The organism is Micrococcus sp. 140720015-1 (assembly GCF_053627595.1).
Genome location: NZ_JBSEYC010000001.1, coordinates 359909 through 382365, shown reverse-complemented (window position 1 = coordinate 382365; position 22457 = coordinate 359909). Strand labels below are relative to the sequence as shown.

The window sequence follows — 22457 nt, the reverse complement described above, 5'->3', positions numbered from 1 at the left end:
TCTGCCGCGCAATGACCCCGCGACCCGGACAGCGTCCAATTTGCCACACGAAAAACAATCCTTGACAGCATAGCATGCCCCGACGCCGTCGACGAGCCGGCCCCGCACGCCAAGGGGCCCGCCGCTCCCCCGCGTGAGCGGCGGAACGGCGGGCCCCCTGGGGGACGGGGATCAGGCGCGGAAGTCGCCCCCGCGGTCGTAGTCGTCCAGCGAGACGGCGTGGAAGTCGTTCTCGCCGAGCGACTGGTCCAGGCCCGGGTAGTCGAAGTCCGCGAAGCCGGCCGGCGAGGCGAACAGGTTGGCCTTCGCCTCCTCCGTCGGCTCCACGACGGTCTTCGTGTAGCGGTCCAGGCCCGTGCCGGCCGGGATCAGCTTGCCGATGATCACGTTCTCCTTCAGGCCCAGCAGCGGGTCGGACTTGCCCTCCATGGCCGCCTGCGTCAGGACGCGGGTCGTCTCCTGGAAGGACGCGGCCGACAGCCACGAGTCCGTGGCCAGCGAGGCCTTCGTGATGCCCATCAGCTCGTCGCGGCCGGAGGCCGGCTGGCGGCCCTCGGCGACGGCGGCGCGGTTGGCGGCCACGAAGCGCGCCCGGTCCGTGAGCTCGCCCGGCAGCAGGTCGGTGTCACCGGACTCGATGACGGTGATGCGACGCAGCATCTGCCGGACGATGACCTCCACGTGCTTGTCGTGGATGCCCACGCCCTGGGACTGGTACACGTTCTGCACCTCGTCCACGAGGAACCGCTGCGCGGCCCGCGGGCCGAGCACGCGCAGGACCTGCTTCGGGTCCACGGCGCCGGCCACGAGCTGCGTGCCCACCGGCACGTGCTCGCCGTCGGCCACGAGGATGCGCGCACGGCGCAGCACCGGGTAGGCGATCTCCTCGGAACCGTCGTCCGGGGTGAGCAACAGACGCACGGACGTCTCGGTGTCCTCGATGGTCACGCGGCCGGCGACCTCAGAGATCGGGGCCACGCCCTTCGGGGTGCGGGCCTCGAAGAGCTCCTGGATGCGGGGCAGACCCTGCGTGATGTCGTCGGCCGAGGCCACACCGCCGGTGTGGAACGTGCGCATGGTGAGCTGGGTGCCCGGCTCACCGATCGACTGGGCCGCGATGATGCCGACGGCCTCGCCGATGTCCACCAGCTGGCCGGTGGCCATGGAGCGGCCATAGCACTTCGCGCAGGTGCCCACGGCGGACTCGCAGGTCAGGACCGAGCGGACCTTGATCTCCGTGACGCCGGCGGCCACCAGCTCGCCGATCAGCACGTCGCCCACGTCCGCACCGGCCGCGGCCAGCACCGTGCCGTCCTCGCCCGTGACGTCCTGGGCCAGCGTGCGGGCGAAGGCCGAGTTCTCGACCTGCTCGTGGGCCACCAGCTCGCCGTCGGCGTTCGGCGCGGCGATCGTCACGGACAGGCCGCGCTCGGTGCCGCAGTCGTCCTCGCGGACGATGACGTCCTGGGACACGTCCACGAGACGACGGGTCAGGTAGCCCGAGTTCGCGGTCTTCAGCGCGGTGTCCGCGAGGCCCTTGCGGGCGCCGTGGGTGGCGGAGAAGTACTCGAGCACGGACAGGCCCTCGCGGTACGAGGACTTGATCGGACGCGGGATGATCTCACCCTTCGGGTTGGCCACGAGGCCGCGGATGCCCGCGATCTGGCGCACCTGGAGCCAGTTGCCTCGCGCACCGGAGGACACCATGCGGTTGATGGTGTTGAGCTCCGGCAGGCCGTCCTTCATGGCCGCGGCGACCTCGTCGGTGGCCTTGTTCCAGATGTCGATCAGCTCGGAGCGACGCTCGTCGTCCGCGATCAGGCCCTTGTCGTACTGCTGCTGCACGCGCTGGGCCTGCTCCTCGTAGCCCTCCATGATGGCGGCCTTGTCGAAGTCGGAGGTGATGTCCGAGATCGCCACGGTCACACCCGACCAGGTGCCCCAGTGGAAGCCGGCGTCCTTGAGGTTGTCCAGCGTCTGCGCGGTGACGACCATCGGGTAGCGCTCGGCCAGGTCGTTGACCAGCTGGCCGAGGGTGCCCTTGGTCGCCTGCTTGTCCAGCCACGGGTAGTCGTCCGGCAGCAGCTCGTTGAACAGCACCTTGCCCAGGGTGGTCTCGATGAGGGCGATCTCGCCCTCGGACCAGCCCTCGGGGGCCGGCACGGCCGCCGACGGCACGAAGCCCTCGACGCCGATCCGTGCGGGCGCGTTCAGGTGCAGGTCGCCGCCGTCGAACGCCATGATCGCCTCGCCGACGGTCGCGTACAGGTTGCCCGCGCCGACCTCGTCCGGACGCACCGTGGTGAGGTGGTTCAGGCCGATGATCATGTCCTGGGCCGGCACGGCGACCGCGCGGCCGTCCGAGGGCTTCAGGATGTTGTGGCTCGAGAGCATGAGCAGGCGCGCCTCGGCCTGGGCCTCCGGCGACAGGGGCAGATGGACCGCCATCTGGTCGCCGTCGAAGTCCGCGTTGAACGCGGAGCAGACCAGCGGGTGCAGCTGCAGGGCCTTGCCCTCCACGAGCTGCGGCTCGAAGGCCTGGATGCCCAGACGGTGCAGGGTGGGGGCGCGGTTCAGCAGGACCGGGTGCTCGGTGATGACCTCCTCGAGCACGTCCCAGACCTGCGGACGGAAGCGCTCCACCATGCGCTTGGCCGACTTGATGTTCTGCGCGTGGTTCAGGTCCACGAGACGCTTCATCACGAACGGCTTGAACAGCTCCAGCGCCATCTGCTTGGGCAGGCCGCACTGGTGCAGCTTGAGCTGGGGGCCCACCACGATGACCGAGCGGCCCGAGTAGTCCACGCGCTTGCCGAGCAGGTTCTGACGGAACCGGCCCTGCTTGCCCTTGAGCATGTCGGAGAGCGACTTGAGCGGGCGGTTGCCCGGGCCGGTCACCGGCCGGCCGCGGCGGCCGTTGTCGAACAGCGAGTCCACGGCCTCCTGCAGCATGCGCTTCTCGTTGTTGACGATGATCTCGGGCGCGCCGAGGTCGAGCAGCCGCTTCAGGCGGTTGTTGCGGTTGATCACGCGACGGTACAGGTCGTTGAGGTCGGAGGTCGCGAAGCGGCCGCCGTCCAGCTGCACCATCGGACGCAGCTCCGGCGGGATCACCGGGACGGCGTCCAGGACCATGCCCTCGGGCGAGTTGTCCGTGGTCAGGAACGCGTTGACGACCTTCAGGCGCTTCAGGGCGCGGGTCTTGCGCTGGCCCTTGCCCGTCTTGATGGTCTCGCGCAGCATCTCGGACTCGGCCTCGAGGTCGAAGGTCTGCAGGCGACGCTGGATCGCCTCCGCGCCCATCGAGCCCTCGAAGTACTGGCCGTACTTGTCCCGCATGGCGCGGTACAGGCCCTCGTCGCCCTCGAGGTCGGCGACCTTGAGGTTCTTGAAGCGGTCCCAGACCTGCTCCTTGCGGTCCAGCTCCGCGTCCGCGCGCTTGCGGATCTGCGCCATGGTCTTGTCCGCGGCGTCGCGGGCCTTCTTCTTCTCGGCGGCCTTGGCGCCCTCGGACTCCAGCTTGGCCAGGTCCTTCTCGAGGTCGGCGGCCACCGCGGCGATGTCGGAGTCGCGCTGGTCGGCCAGGACACGGGTCTCCTGGTCGTACTCGGCCTGGAGGTTGGCCAGGTCACGGTGCCGGGCCTCCTCGTCCACCGAGGTGATCATGTAGGCCGCGAAGTAGATGACCTTCTCGAGGTCCTTCGGCGCCAGGTCCAGCAGGTAGCCCAGGCGCGAGGGCACGCCCTTGAAGTACCAGATGTGGGTGACCGGCGCGGCCAGCTCGATGTGGCCCATGCGGTCGCGGCGCACCTTCGAGCGGGTCACCTCGACGCCGCAGCGCTCGCAGATGATGCCCTTGAAGCGCACGCGCTTGTACTTGCCGCACGCGCACTCCCAGTCACGGGTGGGGCCGAAGATCTTCTCGCAGAAGAGCCCGTCCTTCTCCGGCTTCAGGGTGCGGTAGTTGATGGTCTCCGGCTTCTTGACCTCGCCGTAGGACCAGCGGCGGATGTCCTCCGCCGTGGCCAGGCCGATGCGCATCAGGCCGAAAGAGTTGTCAGTGGACATGCTGTTCACGCTCATGCTCCGGTGAACTCCCTTGGTTCAGTGGTTCTCAGGTGACGTCTTGTGGATGCGGGATCGGGCCCGGCTCAGACTTCCTCCACCGAGCTGGGCTCGGCGTGGGAGAGGTCGATGCCCAGCTCCTCGGCGGCGCGGTAGACCTCGTCCTCCGCGTCGCGCATCTCGATGGCCTGGCCGTCGGCGGAGAGGACCTCCACGTTCAGGCAGAGGGACTGCATCTCCTTGATGAGCACCTTGAAGGACTCGGGAACACCCGGCTCCGGGATGTTCTCGCCCTTGACGATGGCCTCGTAGACCTTCACGCGGCCGTGGATGTCGTCCGACTTGATGGTCAGCAGCTCCTGGAGGGTGAACGCCGCGCCGTACGCCTCGAGCGCCCACACCTCCATCTCGCCGAAGCGCTGGCCGCCGAACTGGGCCTTACCGCCCAGCGGCTGCTGCGTGATCATCGAGTACGGGCCCGTGGAACGGGCGTGGATCTTGTCGTCCACCAGGTGGTGCAGCTTGAGCATGTACATGTAGCCCACGGACACCGGGTCCGGGAACGGCTCGCCGGTGCGGCCGTCGAACAGCTGCGCCTTGCCGCTGTCGCTCATGAGACGGTCGCCGTCGCGGGTGACGTTCACGTGGCCGAGCAGGCCCGTGATCTCGTACGCCTCGGCGCCGTCGAACACCGGGGTGGCCACGTTGACCGGACCGGACTGCCGCGGGAAGTTCGGCAGGTCCTTGATCCACTCCGGCTCGCCCTGGATGTCCCAGCCACGCGAGGCGGCCCAGCCCAGGTGCAGCTCCATGACCTGGCCGAGGTTCATGCGGCCGGGGACGCCGAGCGGGTTCAGCACGATGTCCACCGGGGTGCCGTCCGCCAGGAACGGCATGTCCTCGAGCGGCAGGATCTTCGAGATGACGCCCTTGTTGCCGTGGCGGCCGGCCATCTTGTCGCCGTCGGTGATCTTGCGCTTCTGCGCCACGTAGACGCGCACCAGCTGGTTCACGCCCGGGGGCAGGTCGTCGTCCTCGTCGCGGTCGAAGATGCGCACGCCGATGACGGTGCCGGACTCGCCGTGCGGCACCTTCAGGGACGTGTCGCGGACCTCGCGGGACTTCTCGCCGAAGATCGCGCGCAGCAGGCGCTCCTCCGGGGTCAGCTCGGTCTCGCCCTTCGGGGTCACGCGGCCGACCAGGATGTCACCGGCCTCCACCTCGGCGCCGATGTGGATGATGCCGCGCTCGTCGAGCTGCGACAGCACCTCCTCGGACACGTTGGGGATGTCGCGCGTGATCTCCTCGGCGCCCAGCTTGGTGTCGCGGGCGTCGACCTCGTGCTCCTCGATGTGGATCGAGGTGAGGACGTCCTCCGAGACCATGCGCTGGGACAGGATGATCGCGTCCTCGTAGTTCAGGCCCTCCCAGGGCATGAACGCGACGAGGAGGTTCTTGCCGAGCGCGAGCTCGCCGTTGTCCGTGGCGGGACCGTCGGCGATGATGCTCAGCGGCTCCACCCGCTCGCCCTCGGAGACGCGCACCCGCTGGTTGTAGGCGTTGCCCTGGTTCGAGCGGGCGAACTTCATGATCGGGTAGTGCGTGGTGGTGCCGTCGTCGTTCATCACGGTCACCAGGTCCGCGGCCACCTCGGTCACGACGCCGCCCTGGGTGGCCGTCACGGAGTCGCCCGCGTCCACGGCCACGTACTTCTCCATGCCGGTGCCCACGTAGGGGGCCTCGGAGCGGAGCAGCGGCACGGCCTGACGCTGCATGTTCGCGCCCATGAGCGCGCGGTTGGCGTCGTCGTGCTCGAGGAACGGGATCAGGGCGGTGGCCGCCGACACCATCTGGCGCGGGGACACGTCCATGTAGTCGATCTCGTCCACGGTCGAGAGCACGGGCTCGCCGTCGCCGCCGCGCTGGCGGCAGAGCACGAGCTCCTCCTCGAACCGGCCGTCCGCGTCCACCGGGGCGTTCGCCTGGGCGATCTGGAAGGCCAGCTCGTCGTCGGCGGTCAGGTAGTCCACGGTGTCCGTGACCCGGCCGTCGACCACACGGCGGTAGGGGGTCTCGATGAAGCCGAAGGAGTTGATCCGGCCGAAGGTCGCCAGCGAGCCGATGAGGCCGATGTTCGGGCCTTCCGGGGTCTCGATGGGGCACATGCGGCCGTAGTGCGACGGGTGGACGTCACGGACCTCCATGCCGGCACGGTCGCGGGACAGGCCGCCCGGGCCGAGCGCGGACAGGCGACGCTTGTGCGTCAGGCCGGCCAGCGGGTTGTTCTGGTCCATGAACTGGGACAGCTGCGAGGTGCCGAAGAACTCCTTGATCGCCGCCACCACGGGGCGGATGTTGATCAGGGTCTGCGGGGTGATCGCCTCGACGTCCTGGGTGGTCATGCGCTCGCGCACGACGCGCTCCATGCGGGACAGGCCGGTGCGGATCTGGTTCTCGATCAGCTCGCCCACCGCGCGGATGCGACGGTTGCCGAAGTGGTCGATGTCGTCGATCTCCACGCGCACGTCCACCGGCTCGCCGTCGCGCGTGCCCTTGATGACGGTCTCGCCGGCGTGCAGCGCGGCGATGAAGTGCACCATCTGGACGATGTCGTCCTCGGTGAGCACGGACGCGTTGGGGTCGCCGAGGTGCACGTCCACGCCGAGCTTGCGGTTGAGCTTGTAGCGGCCCACCTTGGCGAGGTCGTAGCGCTTCGGGGTGAAGTACAGGTTGTTCAGCAGCGTCTGCGCGGCGTCGACGGCGGCGGGCTCGCCCGGGCGCAGCTTGCGGTAGATGTCGAGCAGGGCCTCGTCCTGGTCCGCGGTGCCGTCCTTCTCGAGGGTGGCGCGGATGGAGTCGTAGTGGCCGAACTCCTCCAGGATGCGGGACTCGGTCCAGCCCATGGCCTTGAGCAGCACCGTCACGGGCTGCTTGCGCTTGCGGTCGAGACGGACGCCGACCTGGTCGCGCTTGTCCACCTCGAGCTCGAACCAGGCGCCGCGCGAGGGGATGATCTTCGCGGAGAAGATCTCCTTGTCCGAGGTCTTGTCCGGGGTGCGCTCGAAGTAGGCGCCCGGGGAGCGGACCAGCTGGGAGACGACGACGCGCTCGGTGCCGTTGATGATGAACGTGCCGTTGCGGGTCATCAGCGGGAAGTCGCCCATGAAGACGGTCTGCTGCTTGATCTCGCCGGTCGTGTTGTTCATGAACTCGGCCTTGACGTACAGCGGGGCGGAGAAGGTCGCGTCGCGATCCTTGCACTCCTCCTCCGTCATCTTCGCGTCGGCGAACTCCGGCTCGGCGAACGACAGGGACATGGTGCCCTGGAAGTCCTCGATCGGGGAGATCTCCTCGAAGATGTCCGTCAGTCCCGAGGTGACGGGCACGGAGTGGTCGTCGGCGGCCAGGGCGGCGTCCACGCGCGCGGCCCACCGCTCATTGCCGATCAGGCGGTCGAACGACTCGGTCTGCAGCGCCAGCAGGTCCGGCACGTCCAGCGGCTCGGAGATCTTGGCGAAGGAGACGCGTCCGGCGGAGGCGCCGGATCGCGGGGAGACGGTAGCGGTTTCGTTGGAGGTGCTCGAGGCGACCACGTAGGATCCTTCCACAGGCCTTCTGGGTTCCGTTCGCTCCCCTGCCGCGAGACGGCGGCGCCGGCCCACCGCTATATGAAGGCCGTGCGGAACCGTGCGGGCCACGGCGGGACGCGAGGTCCTGCGGGCAGCACGGAACAGGGGAGATGCAAAGATCCATCCTATCCGCGCCCGTCGCCCCTGTCCAGCCGCGGGTGCGTGACCTGGGACGCCACGAGGCCCCCGGTCCGCAGTGCGGATCCGGGGGCCTCGCGAGGAAGCGTGATGCGGCTCAGGCCGCGATCATCACTTGAGGGTGACGGTGGCGCCGGCGCCCTCGAGCTGCTCCTTGGCCTTCTCGGCGGTCTCCTTGTTGACGCCCTCGAGGATGGGCTTGGGAGCGCCGTCCACCAGGTCCTTGGCCTCCTTCAGGCCGAGGGAGGTGAGGGCGCGCACCTCCTTGATGACGCCGATCTTCTTGTCGCCGGCGGCCTCGAGGATGACGTCGAACTCGTCCTTCTCCTCGGCGGCGGCGGCCTCGGCGCCACCGGCGGCACCGCCAGCGGCGGCCACGGCCACGGGGGCGGCGGCGGTGACGTCGAACTTCTCCTCGAACGCCTTGATGAACTCGGACAGCTCGATGAGGGTCAGCTCCTCGAACGCGGCGAGCAGCTCTTCGGTGGTCAGCTTGGCCATGATGGCTCCTTTACGGGTACGTCTTGACTACGTGTGAAGTGGTGGGCCGTGCAGCCCGGGGCGGACTGCTCAGGCAGCCTCGCCCTGCGCGGCGCGCAGCGCCTCGACCGTGCGGACGGTCTTGGACAGCGGCGCCTGGAACAGGGCGGCAGCCTTGGACATGCTGCCCTTCATCGCGCCGGCGAACTTGGCCAGCAGCACCTCGCGGGACTCGAGGTCCGCGAGCTTCTTGATGCCGGCCTCGTCCAGGGGCTGGCCATCCATGTAGCCGCCCTTGAGCACGAGCTCCTCGTGATCCTTGGCAAAGTCACGCAGGGCCTTCGCGACGTTGACCGGGTCTCCGGTCACGAACGCGATCGCGGTGGGACCGGACAGGTGAGCCTCGAGGCCCTCCAGACCGGCGTCCTTGGCCGCGATCTCGGCCAGCGTGTTCTTCGCCACGGCGTAGGTCGCGTCCTGACGGATGGAGTCACGCAGCTGCTTGAGCTCCGTCACCGTCAGGCCACGGTATTCCGTCAGAACAGCGGCGCTGGACTCACGGAACAGGTCCGTGAGCTCAGCCACCGCCGACTCCTTCGCGGACGTCGCCATGGCACTCCTCTCGATGATGCGTGGGAACCGCCACCCCGAGACGAGAAAACGCCCCGTGCAGATGCACGGGGCGCAGCAGGAGCATCGACGCGGTCGGACCCGGAGGGACGACGTGCGGATGCGAGCGTGGCTCACGTTCACCTGCGCGGGCCGTCTCCGTCAGGGAGATCCTTCGGTGGGCTCTGCCCGGAGGCAGGACACCACGACCGGCGGTCTTCGGTAGGCACCAGCGTACACGTCCGGCGCGGGCCCGCAAAATCGGTCCGGGACGACGGCGGCCGGTCGTCCCCGCTGCGGGGACGACCGGCCGGCGTCGTGGGTCCCGGTCACCGGGGCCGCGTGGCTCAGAGCCCCGAGGAGTCCACCGAGGTCACGTTCGGGTCCATGGGCACGCCCGGGCCGAAGGTGGTGGCCACGGTGGCCTTGGAGATGTACCGGCCCTTGGAGGAGGACGGCTTCAGACGCAGGACCTCCTCGAGGGCTGCGGCGTAGTTCTCCACCAGGGCCTTGGCCTCGAAGGAGGTCTTGCCGATGATGAAGTGCAGGTTGGAGTGCTTGTCGACGCGGAAGTCGATCTTGCCGCCCTTGATGTCGGCCACGGCCTTGGCCACGTCCGGGGTCACGGTGCCGGTCTTGGGGTTCGGCATCAGGTTGCGGGGGCCGAGCACCTTGCCCAGGCGGCCGACCTTGCCCATGAGCTCCGGGGAGGCCACGGCGGCGTCGAAGTCCACCCAGCCCTCGGAGATCCGGGCGATCAGGTCGTCGTCGCCCACGACGTCCGCGCCGGCGGCGCGGGCGGCCTCGGCGCGGTCACCGGTGGCGAACACGACGACGCGGGCGGTCTTGCCGGTGCCGTGGGGCAGGCTCACGGAGCCGCGGACCATCTGGTCGGCCTTGCGGGGGTCGACCGAGAGGCGGAGGGCCACCTCCACGGTGGCGTCGGTCTTGGAGGGGTTGGTCTCCTTGGCGAGGCGGATCGCCTCCACCGGCGAGTACAGATCATCGCCGATCGCGGCCTTGGCCGCCTTGTATGCCTTGCTGCGCTGTGCCATCTGCGTTCTTCTCCTTGTGCAGTCGTGGTCTGCGGGCCGCGCTCGGCCCTGCCACTGGAAGGGGGTGGGGGTGGGCGTCAGCCCTCGACGGTGATGCCCATCGAGCGGGCGGTGCCCGCGATGATCTTGGCGGCGGCCTGCACGTCGTTGGCGTTCAGGTCCTCCATCTTGGTCTGGGCGATCTCCTCGCACTGGGCCTGGGTCAGCGTGCCGACCTTGGCCGTGTGCGGGGTGGCGGAGCCCTTGGCGACGCCGGCGGCCTTCTTGATGAGCTCGGCGGCCGGCGGGGTCTTGGTCACGAAGGTGAACGAGCGGTCCTCGTACACGGTGATCTCGACCGGGACCACGTTGCCGCGCTGCGACTCGGTGGCGGCGTTGTAGGCCTTGCAGAACTCCATGATGTTCACGCCGTGCTGGCCCAGGGCGGGGCCGATGGGCGGGGCCGGGTTGGCGGCGCCGGCCTGGATCTGAAGCTTGATCAGACCGGTGACCTTCTTCTTGGGAGCCATGAGTGGATCCTTCTCTCACTGGGGGACCCTCGGCGCAGGAGCGCACCGGGGGCGGTGGCCGCCGTGGCGCGGCGGCCGGTGCCGCGTCCGGGCCGGCAGGCGGCCGGCCCGGTGCGGAAGCGTCGGGTGTCCTCAGATGGCCTTGGTCACCTGGTTGAAGGACAGCGTCACGGGGGTCTCGCGCTCGAAGATCGAGACGAGCACCACGAGCTGCTGGGCCTCCGGCTTGATCTCGGAGATCGTGGCCGGGAGGGTCTCGAACGGGCCGTCGTTGACGGTGACCGACTCGCCGACCTCGAAGTCCACGTGGATCGCGGGGGCGGCGGGCGCACCGGACTCGGCCGAGGCGGGGACGGCCAGGCCGGCCTTCTCGGCGGCGCGGGCGGCCTCCTGGATCACGGACGGGGCGAGCATGTCGTACACCTCGTCCAGGCTGAGCGGCTGCGGGTGGTGGGCGTCGTTGCCCACGAAGCCCGTGACGCCCGGGGTGTGCCGCACGACGCCCCACGAGGCGTCATCGAGGTCCATGCGGACGAGCACGTAGCCCGGGATGCGCACGCGCGAGACGATCTTGCGCGTGGTGTTCTTGATCTCCACGACCTCCTCCATGGGGACCTCGATCTCGTAGATCGAGTCCTCCATGTCCTGGGTCAGGATGCGGGCCTCGAGGTTCGTCTTCACGCGCTTCTCGTAGCCGGCGTAGGTGTGGACGACGTACCAGTCGCCGGGCTGGCGGCGCAGGCGGGTGCGCAGCTCCTCGGCGGGGTCCACGGCGGGCTCGTCGTCGGACTGCTCCTCGACGGGGGTCGGCGCGTCCTCGCCCTCGGCGACGGCCAGGTCGGCCTCCTGCACGGTGGCCTCGGCGGTCTCGTCACCGCTGCCGGCGGCCTCGTCCAGGGCGTCCTCGACGGGCGTCCCGGCGTCCTGCGCGGTCTCGGCGGTCTCCTCGGCCACGGCGTCCTCCGACATCGGGACGGACTCCTCGGCGGGCTGACGATCCAGTTCCTGCTCGGACACGGTTCCTGCTTTCTGCTGACGGACGGCGGGCCCTGCCGTCGGGGAGGGCCCTCACGGGCGTGCGGGGGACGCGTCCTGCGACGTCGGGACCGTCCGCGCCGGGCTCAGAGGCCGCCGGCGCCGAACAGGAGACCCGCCACGGTGCCGAACACCCAGTCCAGCCCCATGACCAGCAGGATCATGAACGCCACGAAGGCGAGCACCACTCCGGTCGTGCGCAGCAGCTCCTCGCTCGTGGGGGTGACGACCTTGCGGAGCTCGTCCACCACCTGGCGCAGGAACAGCGCGATCCGCGCGAACAGCCCGCGACGCTGCCTGCTCGGCGTGGGGGTGGGCCCCCCGCCGTTCGCCGCCATCTCAGTCACGTGGCCTCACTCGTCGGATCGCCGAATCGCTTTCTACACGTCCGATGCCGAGCACGAGGCCCGGCATCGAGCAGGGCAGACAGGACTCGAACCTGCAACCTGCGGTTTTGGAGACCGCTGCGCTACCAATTGCGCCACTACCCTTCGGACCGACGGAGCCGGCCGAACCCTCGCGGGATCGACCGAGATCGCGGTACCGGAGATCCAGGATACGCCATCGGGCGGCGGGAGTCGAACGGGCCCCGGGCAGTCAGTACCCTGGCAGGACGGAGCCCCGCTCCGCCCCGCCCTCCCCGTCGAGCTCGAAGAAGGTCCCCATGGCCGCGCCCGCCCGCCGCGTCTCCGCCCGTCTGTCCGCCATCGCGCCCTCCGCCACCCTCGCCGTCGACGCCCGCGCCAAGGAGCTCAAGGCCGCCGGGCGCCCGGTGATCGGCTTCGGCGCCGGCGAGCCCGACTTCCCCACCCCGGAGTACATCGTGGAGGCCGCCGTCGCCGCGGCCCGGGACCCGAAGAACCACCGCTACTCCCCCGCCGCCGGCCTGCCCGAGCTGCGCGAGGCGATCGCGGCCAAGACGCTGCGCGACTCCGGCGTGTCCCTCGAGGCCGCCCAGGTGCTCGTGACCAACGGCGGGAAGCAGGCCGTGTACAACGCCTTCGCCGCCCTGCTGGACCCGCAGGACGAGGTGCTCGTCCCCGCCCCCTACTGGACCACCTACCCGGAGGCGATCCGCCTGGCCGGCGGCGTGCCGGTGGAGGTGTTCGCCGGACCCGAGCAGGGCTACAAGGTCACCGTGGACCAGCTCGACGAGGCCGTCACGGACCGCACCAAGGTGCTCCTGTTCGTCTCCCCCTCCAACCCCACCGGCGCCGTGTACTCCCCCGAGGAGACGGCGGCGGTCGGCCAGTGGGCACGGGAGCGGGGGCTGTGGGTGGTCACCGACGAGATCTACGAGCACCTGACCTACGACGGCATGCCGTCCACCTCGATCGTCCGCGCCGTGCCCGAGCTGGCGGAGCAGTCCGTGATCCTCAACGGCGTCGCCAAGACCTACGCCATGACGGGCTGGCGCGTCGGCTGGATGGCCGGTCCGCTGGACGTGGTCAAGGCCGCCACGAACCTGCAGTCCCACGCCACCTCGAACGTGGCGAACGTGTCGCAGCGGGCCGCGCTGGCCGCCGTCGCCGGCCCGTTGGACGCCGTGGCGGAGATGAAGACGGCGTTCGACCGCCGGCGCCGGGCCATGGTCGAGGCCATGAACGCCGTGCCGGGCTTCCACTGCCCGACCCCGCAGGGCGCGTTCTACGCGTACGTGGACGTGCGGGACGCGCTCGGGAAGACCTACCGCGGCGGCGTCACCCCCACGACGTCGGCCGAGCTGGCCGCCTTCATCCTCGACGAGGCGGAGGTCGCCGTGGTCCCGGGCGAGGCGTTCGGCCCGTCCGGCTACCTGCGACTGTCCTACGCGCTGGGCGATGCGGACCTCGCCGAGGGCGTCGAGCGCATCCGCGCCCTACTCAGCGCCTGAGCCGCACACCCCGCCCCTGAGCCCCGCGACGCCGCGCGCCGCGGGGCTCAGGCGTATCCGCGGCGCGCGGCCCAGCGGGTCAGCTCGTGGCGGTTGGAGAGCTGGAGCTTGCGCAGCACGGAGGACACGTGGGTCTCGACCGTGCGGTCCGAGATGAACAGCTCCGCCCCGGCCTCCCGGTAGGTGTAGCCGCGGGCGATCAGCCGCATGACCTCCCGCTCCCGTGCCGAGAGCCGGTCGAGGTCCTCGTCGGGGGCCGCAGCCCCGCTCGTCGCCGCGGCGGGGACGGGCGGGGGCGCGGGCGCCGTGCCGCGGAAGGCGTCGAGGACGAACCCGGCCAGCCGGGGCGAGAACACCGCGTCGCCGTCGGCCACGCGGACCGCCGCGTCCGCCACCTCGGCGCCGGAGGCCGTCTTGGTGATGTAGCCGCGGGCCCCCGCACGGATCACGGCGACGACGTCCTCGGCCGCGTCCGAGACGGACAGGGCCAGGAACCGCTGCGCGGGTCGGCGCGCGAGGACGCGCTCGGCCACCTCCGCTCCCCCGCCGCCGGCCCCGCCGGGCAGGTGCACGTCCAGCAGCACCACATCCGGCGCCAGGTCCAGCACGGTGCGGACGGCCTCGTCCACGTCCCCGGCCTCGCCGACGATGGCCAGTCGGTCCGGGTCCAGGTCGGCGCGCAGGCCGGAGCGGAAGATCGCGTGGTCGTCCACGATGACGGCGGTGCGCGGGGCGGGGTCGGTCATGGGTGCTCCTGTCCGGTGCGCGCTCGCGCACCCTCGGGCTCGGTCAGGGTCAGGTGGACCTCGGTGCCGCCCGGGCCGGACCGGATGCGGGCGGTCCCGCCGGCACGCTCCATGCGGCCGACGATCGACTCCCGCACGCCGAGCCGGTCGGCCGGGACCGTGTGCAGGTCGAAGCCGGGGCCGCGGTCCCGGACGAACACCTCCGCGACGGTGCGGCCGCGGTCGTCCTCACCGGCCTCCGCGAAGACCTGCGCGTCGCCGGCGTGCCGGGCCGCGTTCTGCATGGCCTCGCGTGCCGCGGCCGCGAGCGGCTCGAGCCACACCCCCGCGGCCCGCCCCACGGCCACGACCTCCACCCGGGCCCCGTGGGCGTCCTCGACGGCGGCGGCGTGCTGTTCGAGCGCCTCCGCCAGGGAGTGCGGGCCGCCACGGGAGTCCAGGGCGAGGAACTGACGCAGCTCACGCTCCTGGGCGCGGGCCACCCGGGCCACCGCGTCCGCGTCCTGGGCGCGCCGCTGGATGAGGGCGAGGGACTGCAGCACCGAGTCGTGCAGGTGCGCCGCGATCTCGGCGCGCTGGGCCTGCACCGCGAACGCCGTCCGCTCCGCGTCCCGTCGGCGCAGCCAGGCCAGGACGTAGGGCATGGCCACCAGCGCCGCGCCGGCGAGCATCGCGACGGCGGCCAGCAGAGCCCGCCACAGCTCGCCCGAGCTCACGGCGCCCAGGACGATGGCCAGCACCGCCAGCAGCACGAGGGCCGTGCCGAGCACGAGGCGGACCAGTCGTCCGCTCCGCCCGGCCCGGGGCCCGCCCGCCAGGTCGAGCTGCATCCAGGCCAGGCCGAGGCCGATCACGAGGACGGCCACCGGGCCCACGAGCGCCCAGTCGACGGCGAGGCCGAGACCGTCCGCGACGGTCAGCACGCCCACGCCGAGCACCACGGCGGCCAGCAGCACCGGCCAGCCGCCCTCGCGCACCCGCTCGAGCACCTCGGGGGCGCGACCACGCAGGGTGGGGGCGTCGGCGGCGGGGGCGCCGTCCGGGCCCTCCTCCGGCATGAGCAGCCAGAGCCACACGTACAGGGCCAGGCCCGCGCCGCCCAGCAGGCTCAGCAGCGCCAGGGCCGCGCGGACGCGGCCGGCGGGCATCCCGAGGTGCCGGGCGAGCCCCGCGGCGACGCCGGACACCGGGCGGTCGGCCCCGTGCCGCATCAACGGCGGACGCGGGGCCGGCGCGGGCACGGACGGGGTGGGCATGCCCCCATCCTGCCGCGTCGGACGGGGCGGCACATCCGGGGAGGATTCCGGGAGTTCCCGGATGGGCGGGGGCCGCAGGCGGACGAGGATGGAGACATGACGAGCACACACGACCCGTTCACCGGCCCCGGCCCTCACGTCGCCCCCGACGGAGCCGCCGCGGGCGAGACCGGCCCCGACGGACTGGACGCCCTGCCGGGCTGGCTGCGCCGCGCCGTCCTGAGCTGGGGCGTGCGCCGCTCGCCGGCCTCGTGGGTCGGCGGGGTGCTCGGCGGGGTGGCCGAGCGCTACCGCATCGATCCGCTGCTCGCCCGCGGCGTGTTCGTCGCCGTGTGCATGGTCTCCGCGGGCCTGGGCCTGCTGGCCTACGCGGCCGCCTGGGCCGTGCTCCCCGACGCCGACGGACGCGTGCAGTTCGGCCGCCTGCGCCGCGGGGAGTGGCAGGACGCCACCGTGGCCATCGGCGTGATCGGGGCGATCGGCGCCCTCAACCTGCTGCTCGGCGCCGGGTTCACCCTCATCGCCCCGGCCGTGGGCGGCCCCGGCTCCCTCGTGGGCCTGGGCGCGCTGGCCGTGCTCGTCTGGTGGCTCGTGACCCGCTGGGACGGCCGGGCGCAGGCCCGCGTGGCCCCGGGCCGTGCCCCCGACGCCGACCAGCCCGCCCACGCCGTGCCGCGCCCGGCCTGGTACGTCGGCGGAGGTCCGCGCGAGCGGGCGGCCGAGGTCACCGACCCGCACGGCTTCCGCCCCGAGTGGATCGACCCCGCGACCGGCACCTGGCGCGACCACGTCCACTCCCGCGAGCGGCGGGCCGCGGCGCGCCTGGCCGCGGAGGCCCCCCGGGCGGCCACCGCCCCGACCGGCTCGGGGTCCGCAGCCACGGCCGCGAAGCCGCGCCTCGGGCCGATCGCACAGGCCGCCACCTACGCCGGGGCCGTCCTCGCCGCGCTCGCCGCCCTCGGGATCAGCCTGCTGCTCGGCGTCGGTCCGACCCCCACGCTGCTGGCGGTGCCCATGCTCGTGGCCGCGCTCGCGGTGATCGCCCCCGTCCTGCTGGGCGCTCTGCTCAGCGGCCGTCGTCCCGGCACCCTCGGCCCGGCGAGCGGCATCCTCGTGGGTGCGACGGCCCTCCAGGTCGCCGTCCTCGTGGCCCTCGGCTGACCCGCCGCCCGTCGCCCGTCCCCTGACGCGACGCGGCGGGCACGCCTAGGGTGGTGCCGACCCCCACGAGAACGCCCGAGAGGACCCCCCATGCGCGTCGGAATGCTCACCTCCGGAGGCGACTGCCCCGGCCTCAACGCCGTCATCCGCTCCGCCGTCCTGCACGGCATCAAGTCATACGACATGGAGATGGTGGGCATCCGCAACGGGTGGTCCGGCCTGATCGAGAAGGACGTCGAGGACCTGCCCCGCACCCGCGTGCGCGGCCTGGCCCGCACCGGCGGCACCATCCTCGGCACCTCGCGCACGCACCCCTACAACGCGGAGGGCGGCGGCCCGGAGAACATGCTCCGCAACCTGCGCGAGCTGGACATCGACGCCGTCATCGCCATCGGCGGCGAGGGCACCCTGGCCGGCGCGAACCGCCTGGCCGCGGACGGGCTGCCGATCGTGGGCGTGCCCAAGACGATCGACAACGACCTGCAGGGCACCGACTACACGTTCGGCTTCGACACGGCCGTGCAGATCGCCACGGACGCCATGGACCGGCTGCGCACCACGGGCGAGTCCCACCACCGCTGCATGGTCGCCGAGGTCATGGGCCGCCACGTCGGCTGGATCGCCCTGCACTCGGGCATGGCCGCCGGCGCCCACGCGATCCTCATCCCCGAGGTCCGCACCCCGATGTCCCAGGTCGCCGAGTGGGTGCAGCAGGTCCACGACCGCGGCCGCTCCCCGCTGGTCGTGGTGGCGGAGGGCTTCATCCCCGAGGGCCACGACGACCCGCTGGCCGAGGCCGGGGTCGAGGCGTCCGGCCGACCGCGTCTGGGCGGCATCGGCGAGTGGGTGACCCGCGAGATCGAGGAGATGACGGGCATCGAGACGCGCAGCACCATCCTGGGCCACATCCAGCGCGGCGGCGCCCCCACCGCCACGGACCGCGTGCTCTCCACGCGCTTCGGCATGGGCGCCGTCGACCTCGTCGCCCAGCGCCGCTGGGGACAGATGGTGGCGGCCAACGGCACGGAGATCATCTCCATCCCCATGAGCGCCGCCCTCAAGGGCCTCAAGAAGGTGCCGGTCTCGCGCTACGACGAGGCGAAGATCCTGTTCGGCCGGTGAGACCCGACCACCCCGCCGTCGGCGTGCTGGCCCTCGGGCTGGCGCGTCGACTCGGCCTGCCCGACACCGCGCTGCTGCCCGACGACGCCCCGGCGGCGGGCGCCGAGCCGCGCCGCATCGAGGTGGCCCGGCAGGGCGTGGCCGAGGCGGAGGTGCTGGCCCTGCCCTGGGCCACCGTCGTGGCGGGGCCGGCGTGGTTCACACGTGCCTGCCGCGGCGTGCCCGCCGAGGCGCTGGGCGTGGAGTCGGCCCTGCTGCGGACGGCGGTGCGGGCCGCCGCCGGGGAGGCCGTGCGCTCGCGCGGCGAGTTCACGCTCTACGCGGCCGAGGAACCGCCGCCGGTCGACCCCTCGCGCACCGTCGCCGTGTCCGACGACCCCGCCCACGTCCACGCCGTGTCCGCGCAGGCCCCCGCGGACGACGTGGCCGAGGCGGGTGTGCTCTCCTGGGAGTCCTCGGTCGCGCTCGTTCCCGACGACGGCGCGGGACGGGCGATCGAGGCCCCGGTGGCGGCGGCGGGGCATCGCGTGACGGGCGGCGTGCTGGCCTCGCTGGGCACCCTCACCCCACCGCGGCTGCGCGGTCGTGGGCTCGGCCGCTACGCGGTAGCCGTGGCGATGGACCGGGCGGCATTGGAGGGGCTGCTGCCGTTCGCCGAGGTCCCGGCGGGCCACACGGCCGCGCACCACGTGGCGATCGCCGTCGGGCTGGAGGCGGCGGGCACGCGGACGGTGCTCGCGCTGGACTGAGCGGGCGGGTCGGTCAGCGCAGGCGGCCCACGCCGCGCGGTCGGCCGACGACCTGCCCGGCGTCCGGGGACACGAGCGTCTCCTGGCTCGCGGCGATCCAGCCGCCCTCGGCGACACCGTCCTCGCCGGGAGCGTCCTCGCGGACCAGCAGCTCGGCGTCCACGGGCACGGAGCGCTTGAGCAGCGCCAGGGCGACGGCGCCCGCCTCATGGTGCTGGGCCGCGGCGGTGACCGTCCCCACCGGACGGGCGGCGGCGCGGGCCTCGGGCGTGTCCTCGGCCGGCCGGAGGATCACGGGGGCACCGTGCTCGGGGAGCGCGTGGACGGAGCCGTCCAGGAGCAGACGGGTGAGGCGGCGGGGCGGGCGGCCCAGGTTGTGCACGCGCGCCACGGTCTCCTGACCGCGGTAGCAGCCCTTCTCGAGGTGCACGGCGGTCCGCAGCAGGTCCAGCTCGTGCGGGATCGCGCGGTCGTCCACGTCGAGGGCCCGGCGGGGGCGGCCGGCCTCGATGCGCAGCGCCTCGGCCGCCGTCGTGCCCGCCAGGGACCAGCCCGCGAGCGCGCCCGTGCCGAGCGCTCGGACGGTGGCCTCGAGGTCGGCCCGGGTGACGAGGTACTCGCGCCAGGACCAGTCCGCGCCCGGGTGGGCCGCGGGATCCGGATCGGCCGTGTAGGCCCAGCCGCCCGCCCCGACGCGCGGCCACGGGTCCAGCCACACGGTGCGGTCCTCCCAGCCGGGCACGGGCGCGGTGGCGCCCACGACGGCGACCGCCCCGGTGTGGTCCCGCAGCGTGACGTCGTGGGAGAAGCGCATCGAGGTGAGCCACGCGGCGAGGCCCGGGCCGTCCTCGCGGTCCGTGACGAGCCAGGCCGCGGCGCCGTCCTCGAGCAGGTGGGCGGCGTGCTCGATCCGCCCCTGCACGTCGAGGAAGAGGATCTCGGTGCTCGTGCCGGGGGGCAGCGTCTCGACGTGCTGCGTGCCGAGCGTGTGCAGCCAGCTCAGCCGGTCCGGGCCGGACACGGAGAGCACGGCCCGGTGGGAGAGGTCGACCAGGGCGCGGCCCCGGGCGAGGGTGCGCTGCTCGGGCAGGGGGCGACCGTAGTGCGCGGCGACGCCGGCGTCCGGGCCGCGGCCCTCGACGGCGCCGCCGGCCGGCCCCTGCGGCTCGGCCACGGCCAGGTCCAGCAGCGGGCTGCGGGAGGCCGTCACGACTGCTCCCCGCGGGCCCCGCGAGGACGCTCGGCCCCCGGGGCGAGCCGACCCTCGGCCGCGCTCGGCATGCGGTCCAGGATGGCGGAGGCGTGCGCCTCGAGCTCGGCGCCCGCGGCGTCCGCGACGTCCCAGCGCCAGAACAGCTGCCCGTTCACGAGACCGGCCATGCGGGTGGCCCGGTGGTACGGGCCGGCGGCGGAACCGCGCAGGACCGCGTCCGTGGCCAGCTGCAGCTGCGGGCCCTTGATGCGGCCGTAGTACAGCTCGGACAGCGAGCCCGGATGCGTGATGGTGGCGGTCAGACCGAAGCCCTCGTCGCCGGCGCGCAGCCGCTCGACGTCCTCGGCCGAGCGGAACGCGGGGACGATGTCCGCCGGGCGCATGCCGGGGCCGACGTCGCCGTCGCGCCGCGCCCGGTCCACCTGCCAGAAGCCGGACTCCACGGTCAGCGGACGCAGCAGCGTGCCGTCCGCCTCGCACAGCCACGACTCGGCGCGGTACTCGACGAACGGCAGACCGTGCTCGGTGAAGTCCACCCGCTGGTAGAAGATCTCGGTGCCGGCGGAGCCGTCGCCGAGGCGGCCCTGGCCCTCCCAGCTGCCGATGAGCCAGGACAGGGGCGCGAGCTCGGGGGTGAGGTCGTACGGGAGTTCAGTCGCCATGGCAGATCACGGCGCGGCCCGCCAGCGGGCCGCGCGTCCTCAGCGCTGGCCCTTGAAGAGGCCGCTGATGACGACCGCGGCGACGGCGGCCATGCCCAGGCCGGCCAGGACCACGAGGGCCAGGAAGAAGATCTCGAGCGCAAGAAGGGTATCCATGCGGGACATCCTACCGAGCGGGCCCGACCTGTCAGGCCAGGAAGCCCACCATGACGTGCGCCACGACGCCGGCTGCCCCCACCGGCGCCAACGCGAGGGCGTAGCCCGCCCGGCGCGGGCGCAGGGTGGTGCCCACCGGCCGGTCCTCGGGCCGGGGTCGCGACGACGGCGCCGTGGCGGCGGTCAGGGACACGAGCACGGCCACCGCGAGCGCCGCTGCCGTGACGGCCGGCCGGTCCTGGGCGCCCACGCCGGCCAGCGCCGAGACGGGCCACGCGAGCACCGTGCCGAGGGGGATGACGACGAGCGCCAGGACTCCCGGCCGGCCCTGCATCCACGGGGTGAGGCCGACGAGGCAGACCGCGGCCACCGTGACCGCCAGCGTGATGACCAGCCCGGCGACCGCGGGGGTGTCGGTCCAGCGCGAGACGGCCACCCAGCACGCCGTCACGACGGCCATGAACGCCCCGCCCATCGTGGCGACGGTGGACTCGAGGCGCAGCGGCCGGCCGGTCCCGCGCACCAGCTGGACGACGAACGAGGCCATGGTGCTCCAGGCGACGACGACGGCGAGCGGCTCGAAGAGCGTCCAGGCCCCGTTGCGCCCGTCCTCGAGCGGCGGCCACAGCAGCATGAGCAGCACCGCGACGCCCCCGGCGACGGCCAGGGTGACGCTGAGCGAGAGGCGCGCGGGCGCCCCCATCTGCCGCGGCCAGCCCCAGGCGATGACCAGGATCACGACGGCGGCGGCGAGGGCGGCGGGGACCGGGCCCAGCAGCGCGGAGCCGCCCAGGACGAGGGCGGCGACGGCCGCACTCAGGGCCATGGACAAGCGCATCACCTGCCCCATCCTGCCAGGTGCGCACCGGCTCGGCCCTGGGCGGGTGACGGCGGGGCGCACCTCGCGGGCCACCGTCCTCCTTCCGTAGGGTGGCCGGCATGGCCGAACACCCCGCCCCCACGACCTCCGACGCCGACGGCATGCCGCGCGTCGTCACCCCGCGCCCGGAGGAGGCGTCCGCCGTCCTGGACCTGGCCGACCGCGCCGGGGCGGCGGACGGTCATCCCCCGCTGTCGGACCAGACGCGCGTGCTGCTCGCCCGCGGCGGGCAGCTCTGGTGGGGGGCCACCCGGGGCCCCGACGGGGCGATCGACGGGGCGGCCGTGCTCGTGCCCGAGGGCGCGGCGGCCGTGCTCGAGCTCGTCGTCGACCCGTCCGCACGCCGCACCGGACGGGGGTCGGTCCTGGCCGACGCCGCGGCCGCCGCGGTCCGAGACCTGGCGCGGGAGGAGACCACGAGCGTCTGGGCCCACGGCATGCTCCCGGGGGCGGTCCGGCTCGCCCGGCGGCACGGCCTCGAGCCCGTCCGCGAGCTGCGCCGGATGCGCCTGTCGCACGCGGCGCTCGCCGCCCTGCCGGAGGTGCGGCTCGCCGACGGGGTGGCCCTGCGCGGCTTCGTCCCCGGCCGGGACGAGCAGGCGTGGCTGGACGTGAACGCCGCCGCCTTCGCGGAGCACCCCGAACAGGGCAGCCTGACCCGCGCCGACCTCGACGACCGCATGGCGGAGGACTGGTTCGACGCCGACGGCCTCCTGCTCGCCGCCCGCGAGGCGGACGGGCGGCTGCTCGGCTTCCACTGGACGAAGGTGGAGCCGGATGTCGGAGGCGACGGCCCGCGCGTCGGGGAGGTGTACGCCGTGGGCGTCTCCCCCGACGCCCAGGGCCTCGGCCTCGGCCGGGCCCTGACCCTGGCGGGGCTGCACCGGATGGCGGGGCAGGGGGTCGACGTCGTGGACCTGTACGTGGACGCGGACAACACGGCCGCCGTCGCGCTCTACGCGTCCCTCGGCTTCGAGCTGTTCGCCGCCGACGCCCAGTACCGCCGCCCCTGAGACCCTCGGGCGGGAGCCGGTCGGGCACATCCCGGCGGCCTCGTATCCTGGTGGGGCCGGCCCCCGCGGGGTCGGCCACGCCCCGTGTCCTGCCCCAGCAGTCGTC

At 72.9% G+C, this 22457-nt stretch carries 18 protein-coding genes and 1 tRNA gene; 5 read left to right on the top strand and 14 right to left on the bottom strand.

What is annotated here, in order from left to right:
* Window positions 1-171 precede the first annotated feature (171 nt).
* From ACUXPL_RS01760 to ACUXPL_RS01720, 9 genes are all read right to left on the bottom strand, one after another.
* On the bottom strand, window positions 172-4068 hold the full coding sequence (locus ACUXPL_RS01760) for a DNA-directed RNA polymerase subunit beta' (RefSeq protein ID WP_454181902.1): 3897 nt from the start codon (window positions 4066-4068) through the stop codon (window positions 172-174).
* An 83-nt stretch (window positions 4069-4151) separates the two neighbouring features.
* Window positions 4152-7658, bottom strand: a complete 3507-nt coding sequence (rpoB, locus tag ACUXPL_RS01755) for a DNA-directed RNA polymerase subunit beta (protein WP_180535984.1) — start codon at window positions 7656-7658, stop codon at window positions 4152-4154.
* 285 nt (window positions 7659-7943) lie between these two features.
* Window positions 7944-8333 carry a 50S ribosomal protein L7/L12 gene (rplL, locus tag ACUXPL_RS01750; RefSeq protein WP_010080376.1) on the bottom strand — a complete coding sequence of 130 codons (390 nt, stop codon included), beginning with the start codon at window positions 8331-8333 and terminating at the stop codon, window positions 7944-7946.
* A 69-nt stretch (window positions 8334-8402) separates the two neighbouring features.
* Window positions 8403-8924, bottom strand: a complete 522-nt coding sequence (gene rplJ, locus ACUXPL_RS01745; protein ID WP_070708780.1) for a 50S ribosomal protein L10 — start codon at window positions 8922-8924, stop codon at window positions 8403-8405.
* 344 nt (window positions 8925-9268) lie between these two features.
* On the bottom strand, window positions 9269-9976 hold the full coding sequence (rplA, locus tag ACUXPL_RS01740) for a 50S ribosomal protein L1 (RefSeq protein ID WP_454181526.1): 708 nt from the start codon (window positions 9974-9976) through the stop codon (window positions 9269-9271).
* A gap of 77 nt (window positions 9977-10053) precedes the next feature.
* Window positions 10054-10485, bottom strand: coding sequence for a 50S ribosomal protein L11 (rplK, locus tag ACUXPL_RS01735; protein WP_010080374.1), 432 nt, complete (start codon window positions 10483-10485; stop codon window positions 10054-10056).
* 132 nt (window positions 10486-10617) lie between these two features.
* Window positions 10618-11502 carry a transcription termination/antitermination protein NusG gene (nusG, locus tag ACUXPL_RS01730; protein ID WP_095694866.1) on the bottom strand — a complete coding sequence of 295 codons (885 nt, stop codon included), beginning with the start codon at window positions 11500-11502 and terminating at the stop codon, window positions 10618-10620.
* A gap of 104 nt (window positions 11503-11606) precedes the next feature.
* On the bottom strand, window positions 11607-11858 hold the full coding sequence (gene secE, locus ACUXPL_RS01725) for a preprotein translocase subunit SecE (protein ID WP_002854774.1): 252 nt from the start codon (window positions 11856-11858) through the stop codon (window positions 11607-11609).
* 80 nt (window positions 11859-11938) lie between these two features.
* Window positions 11939-12011: transfer RNA gene (locus tag ACUXPL_RS01720), tRNA-Trp, on the bottom strand.
* A gap of 173 nt (window positions 12012-12184) precedes the next feature.
* On the opposite strand from ACUXPL_RS01720, the gene ACUXPL_RS01715 reads away from it, so the two are divergent.
* The gene (locus ACUXPL_RS01715; protein ID WP_454181524.1) at window positions 12185-13393 is read left to right on the top strand and encodes a pyridoxal phosphate-dependent aminotransferase; all 1209 of its coding nucleotides are present in this window, start codon (window positions 12185-12187) and stop codon (window positions 13391-13393) included.
* A 47-nt stretch (window positions 13394-13440) separates the two neighbouring features.
* Here the strand turns inward: ACUXPL_RS01715 and ACUXPL_RS01710 are convergent, their stop codons facing one another.
* Together ACUXPL_RS01710 and ACUXPL_RS01705 are read right to left on the bottom strand one after the other, a co-directional pair.
* The gene (locus ACUXPL_RS01710) at window positions 13441-14139 is read right to left on the bottom strand and encodes a LuxR C-terminal-related transcriptional regulator (RefSeq protein ID WP_406891136.1); all 699 of its coding nucleotides are present in this window, start codon (window positions 14137-14139) and stop codon (window positions 13441-13443) included.
* A complete protein-coding gene (locus ACUXPL_RS01705; RefSeq protein ID WP_454181522.1) occupies window positions 14136-15395 on the bottom strand; it encodes an ATP-binding protein in 1260 nt (419 codons plus the stop codon). The genes ACUXPL_RS01710 and ACUXPL_RS01705 overlap by 4 nt, the downstream gene beginning before the upstream one ends.
* Before the next feature lie 96 nt (window positions 15396-15491).
* Here ACUXPL_RS01705 and ACUXPL_RS01700 point away from each other — a divergent pair, with 96 nt between their 5' ends.
* From ACUXPL_RS01700 to ACUXPL_RS01690, 3 genes are all read left to right on the top strand, one after another.
* Complete coding sequence (locus tag ACUXPL_RS01700; RefSeq protein WP_454181520.1) at window positions 15492-16556, top strand: PspC domain-containing protein; 1065 nt, start codon at window positions 15492-15494, stop codon at window positions 16554-16556.
* A 90-nt stretch (window positions 16557-16646) separates the two neighbouring features.
* Window positions 16647-17678 (top strand): 6-phosphofructokinase, encoded by a 1032-nt coding sequence (locus ACUXPL_RS01695; protein WP_454181518.1) that lies wholly within the window; start codon window positions 16647-16649, stop codon window positions 17676-17678.
* The gene (locus ACUXPL_RS01690; protein WP_180535990.1) at window positions 17675-18427 is read left to right on the top strand and encodes a GNAT family N-acetyltransferase; all 753 of its coding nucleotides are present in this window, start codon (window positions 17675-17677) and stop codon (window positions 18425-18427) included. The genes ACUXPL_RS01695 and ACUXPL_RS01690 overlap by 4 nt, the downstream gene beginning before the upstream one ends.
* Window positions 18428-18440: 13 nt before the next feature.
* Here ACUXPL_RS01690 and ygfZ read toward each other — a convergent pair whose 3' ends face one another.
* The 3 genes from ygfZ to ACUXPL_RS01675 all read right to left on the bottom strand — a co-directional run bounded on the left by ygfZ (window position 18441) and on the right by ACUXPL_RS01675 (window position 21296).
* Window positions 18441-19637: a CAF17-like 4Fe-4S cluster assembly/insertion protein YgfZ gene (ygfZ, locus tag ACUXPL_RS01685; RefSeq protein ID WP_454181516.1), complete on the bottom strand. Its 1197-nt coding sequence runs from the start codon at window positions 19635-19637 to the stop codon at window positions 18441-18443.
* Complete coding sequence (locus ACUXPL_RS01680) at window positions 19634-20302, bottom strand: nitrobindin family protein (protein ID WP_036337900.1); 669 nt, start codon at window positions 20300-20302, stop codon at window positions 19634-19636. The genes ygfZ and ACUXPL_RS01680 overlap by 4 nt, the downstream gene beginning before the upstream one ends.
* 187 nt (window positions 20303-20489) lie before the next feature.
* On the bottom strand, window positions 20490-21296 hold the full coding sequence (locus ACUXPL_RS01675) for a hypothetical protein (protein WP_454181514.1): 807 nt from the start codon (window positions 21294-21296) through the stop codon (window positions 20490-20492).
* A 101-nt stretch (window positions 21297-21397) separates the two neighbouring features.
* On the opposite strand from ACUXPL_RS01675, the gene mshD reads away from it, so the two are divergent.
* Window positions 21398-22351 (top strand): mycothiol synthase, encoded by a 954-nt coding sequence (gene mshD, locus ACUXPL_RS01670; RefSeq protein WP_454181512.1) that lies wholly within the window; start codon window positions 21398-21400, stop codon window positions 22349-22351.
* Window positions 22352-22457: the final 106 nt, after the last annotated feature.

What these genes read in the sequence shown, in the direction of transcription:
- mshD (WP_454181512.1), top strand. Translation starts at nt 21,398, where the DNA reads ATGGCCGAACACCCCGCCCCCACGACCTCCGACGCCGACGGCATGCCG.
- rplK (WP_010080374.1), bottom strand. Translation starts at nt 10,485, where the DNA reads ATGGCTCCCAAGAAGAAGGTCACCGGTCTGATCAAGCTTCAGATCCAG.
- secE (WP_002854774.1), bottom strand. Translation starts at nt 11,858, where the DNA reads ATGGCGGCGAACGGCGGGGGGCCCACCCCCACGCCGAGCAGGCAGCGT.
- rplJ (WP_070708780.1), bottom strand. Translation starts at nt 8,924, where the DNA reads ATGGCGACGTCCGCGAAGGAGTCGGCGGTGGCTGAGCTCACGGACCTG.
- ACUXPL_RS01715 (WP_454181524.1), top strand. Translation starts at nt 12,185, where the DNA reads ATGGCCGCGCCCGCCCGCCGCGTCTCCGCCCGTCTGTCCGCCATCGCG.
- ACUXPL_RS01695 (WP_454181518.1), top strand. Translation starts at nt 16,647, where the DNA reads ATGCGCGTCGGAATGCTCACCTCCGGAGGCGACTGCCCCGGCCTCAAC.
- ACUXPL_RS01760 (WP_454181902.1), bottom strand. Translation starts at nt 4,068, where the DNA reads ATGTCCACTGACAACTCTTTCGGCCTGATGCGCATCGGCCTGGCCACG.
- ACUXPL_RS01700 (WP_454181520.1), top strand. Translation starts at nt 15,492, where the DNA reads ATGACGAGCACACACGACCCGTTCACCGGCCCCGGCCCTCACGTCGCC.
- rplL (WP_010080376.1), bottom strand. Translation starts at nt 8,333, where the DNA reads ATGGCCAAGCTGACCACCGAAGAGCTGCTCGCCGCGTTCGAGGAGCTG.
- ACUXPL_RS01710 (WP_406891136.1), bottom strand. Translation starts at nt 14,139, where the DNA reads ATGACCGACCCCGCCCCGCGCACCGCCGTCATCGTGGACGACCACGCG.
- ACUXPL_RS01705 (WP_454181522.1), bottom strand. Translation starts at nt 15,395, where the DNA reads ATGCCCACCCCGTCCGTGCCCGCGCCGGCCCCGCGTCCGCCGTTGATG.
- ACUXPL_RS01675 (WP_454181514.1), bottom strand. Translation starts at nt 21,296, where the DNA reads ATGCGCTTGTCCATGGCCCTGAGTGCGGCCGTCGCCGCCCTCGTCCTG.
- ACUXPL_RS01680 (WP_036337900.1), bottom strand. Translation starts at nt 20,302, where the DNA reads ATGGCGACTGAACTCCCGTACGACCTCACCCCCGAGCTCGCGCCCCTG.
- rplA (WP_454181526.1), bottom strand. Translation starts at nt 9,976, where the DNA reads ATGGCACAGCGCAGCAAGGCATACAAGGCGGCCAAGGCCGCGATCGGC.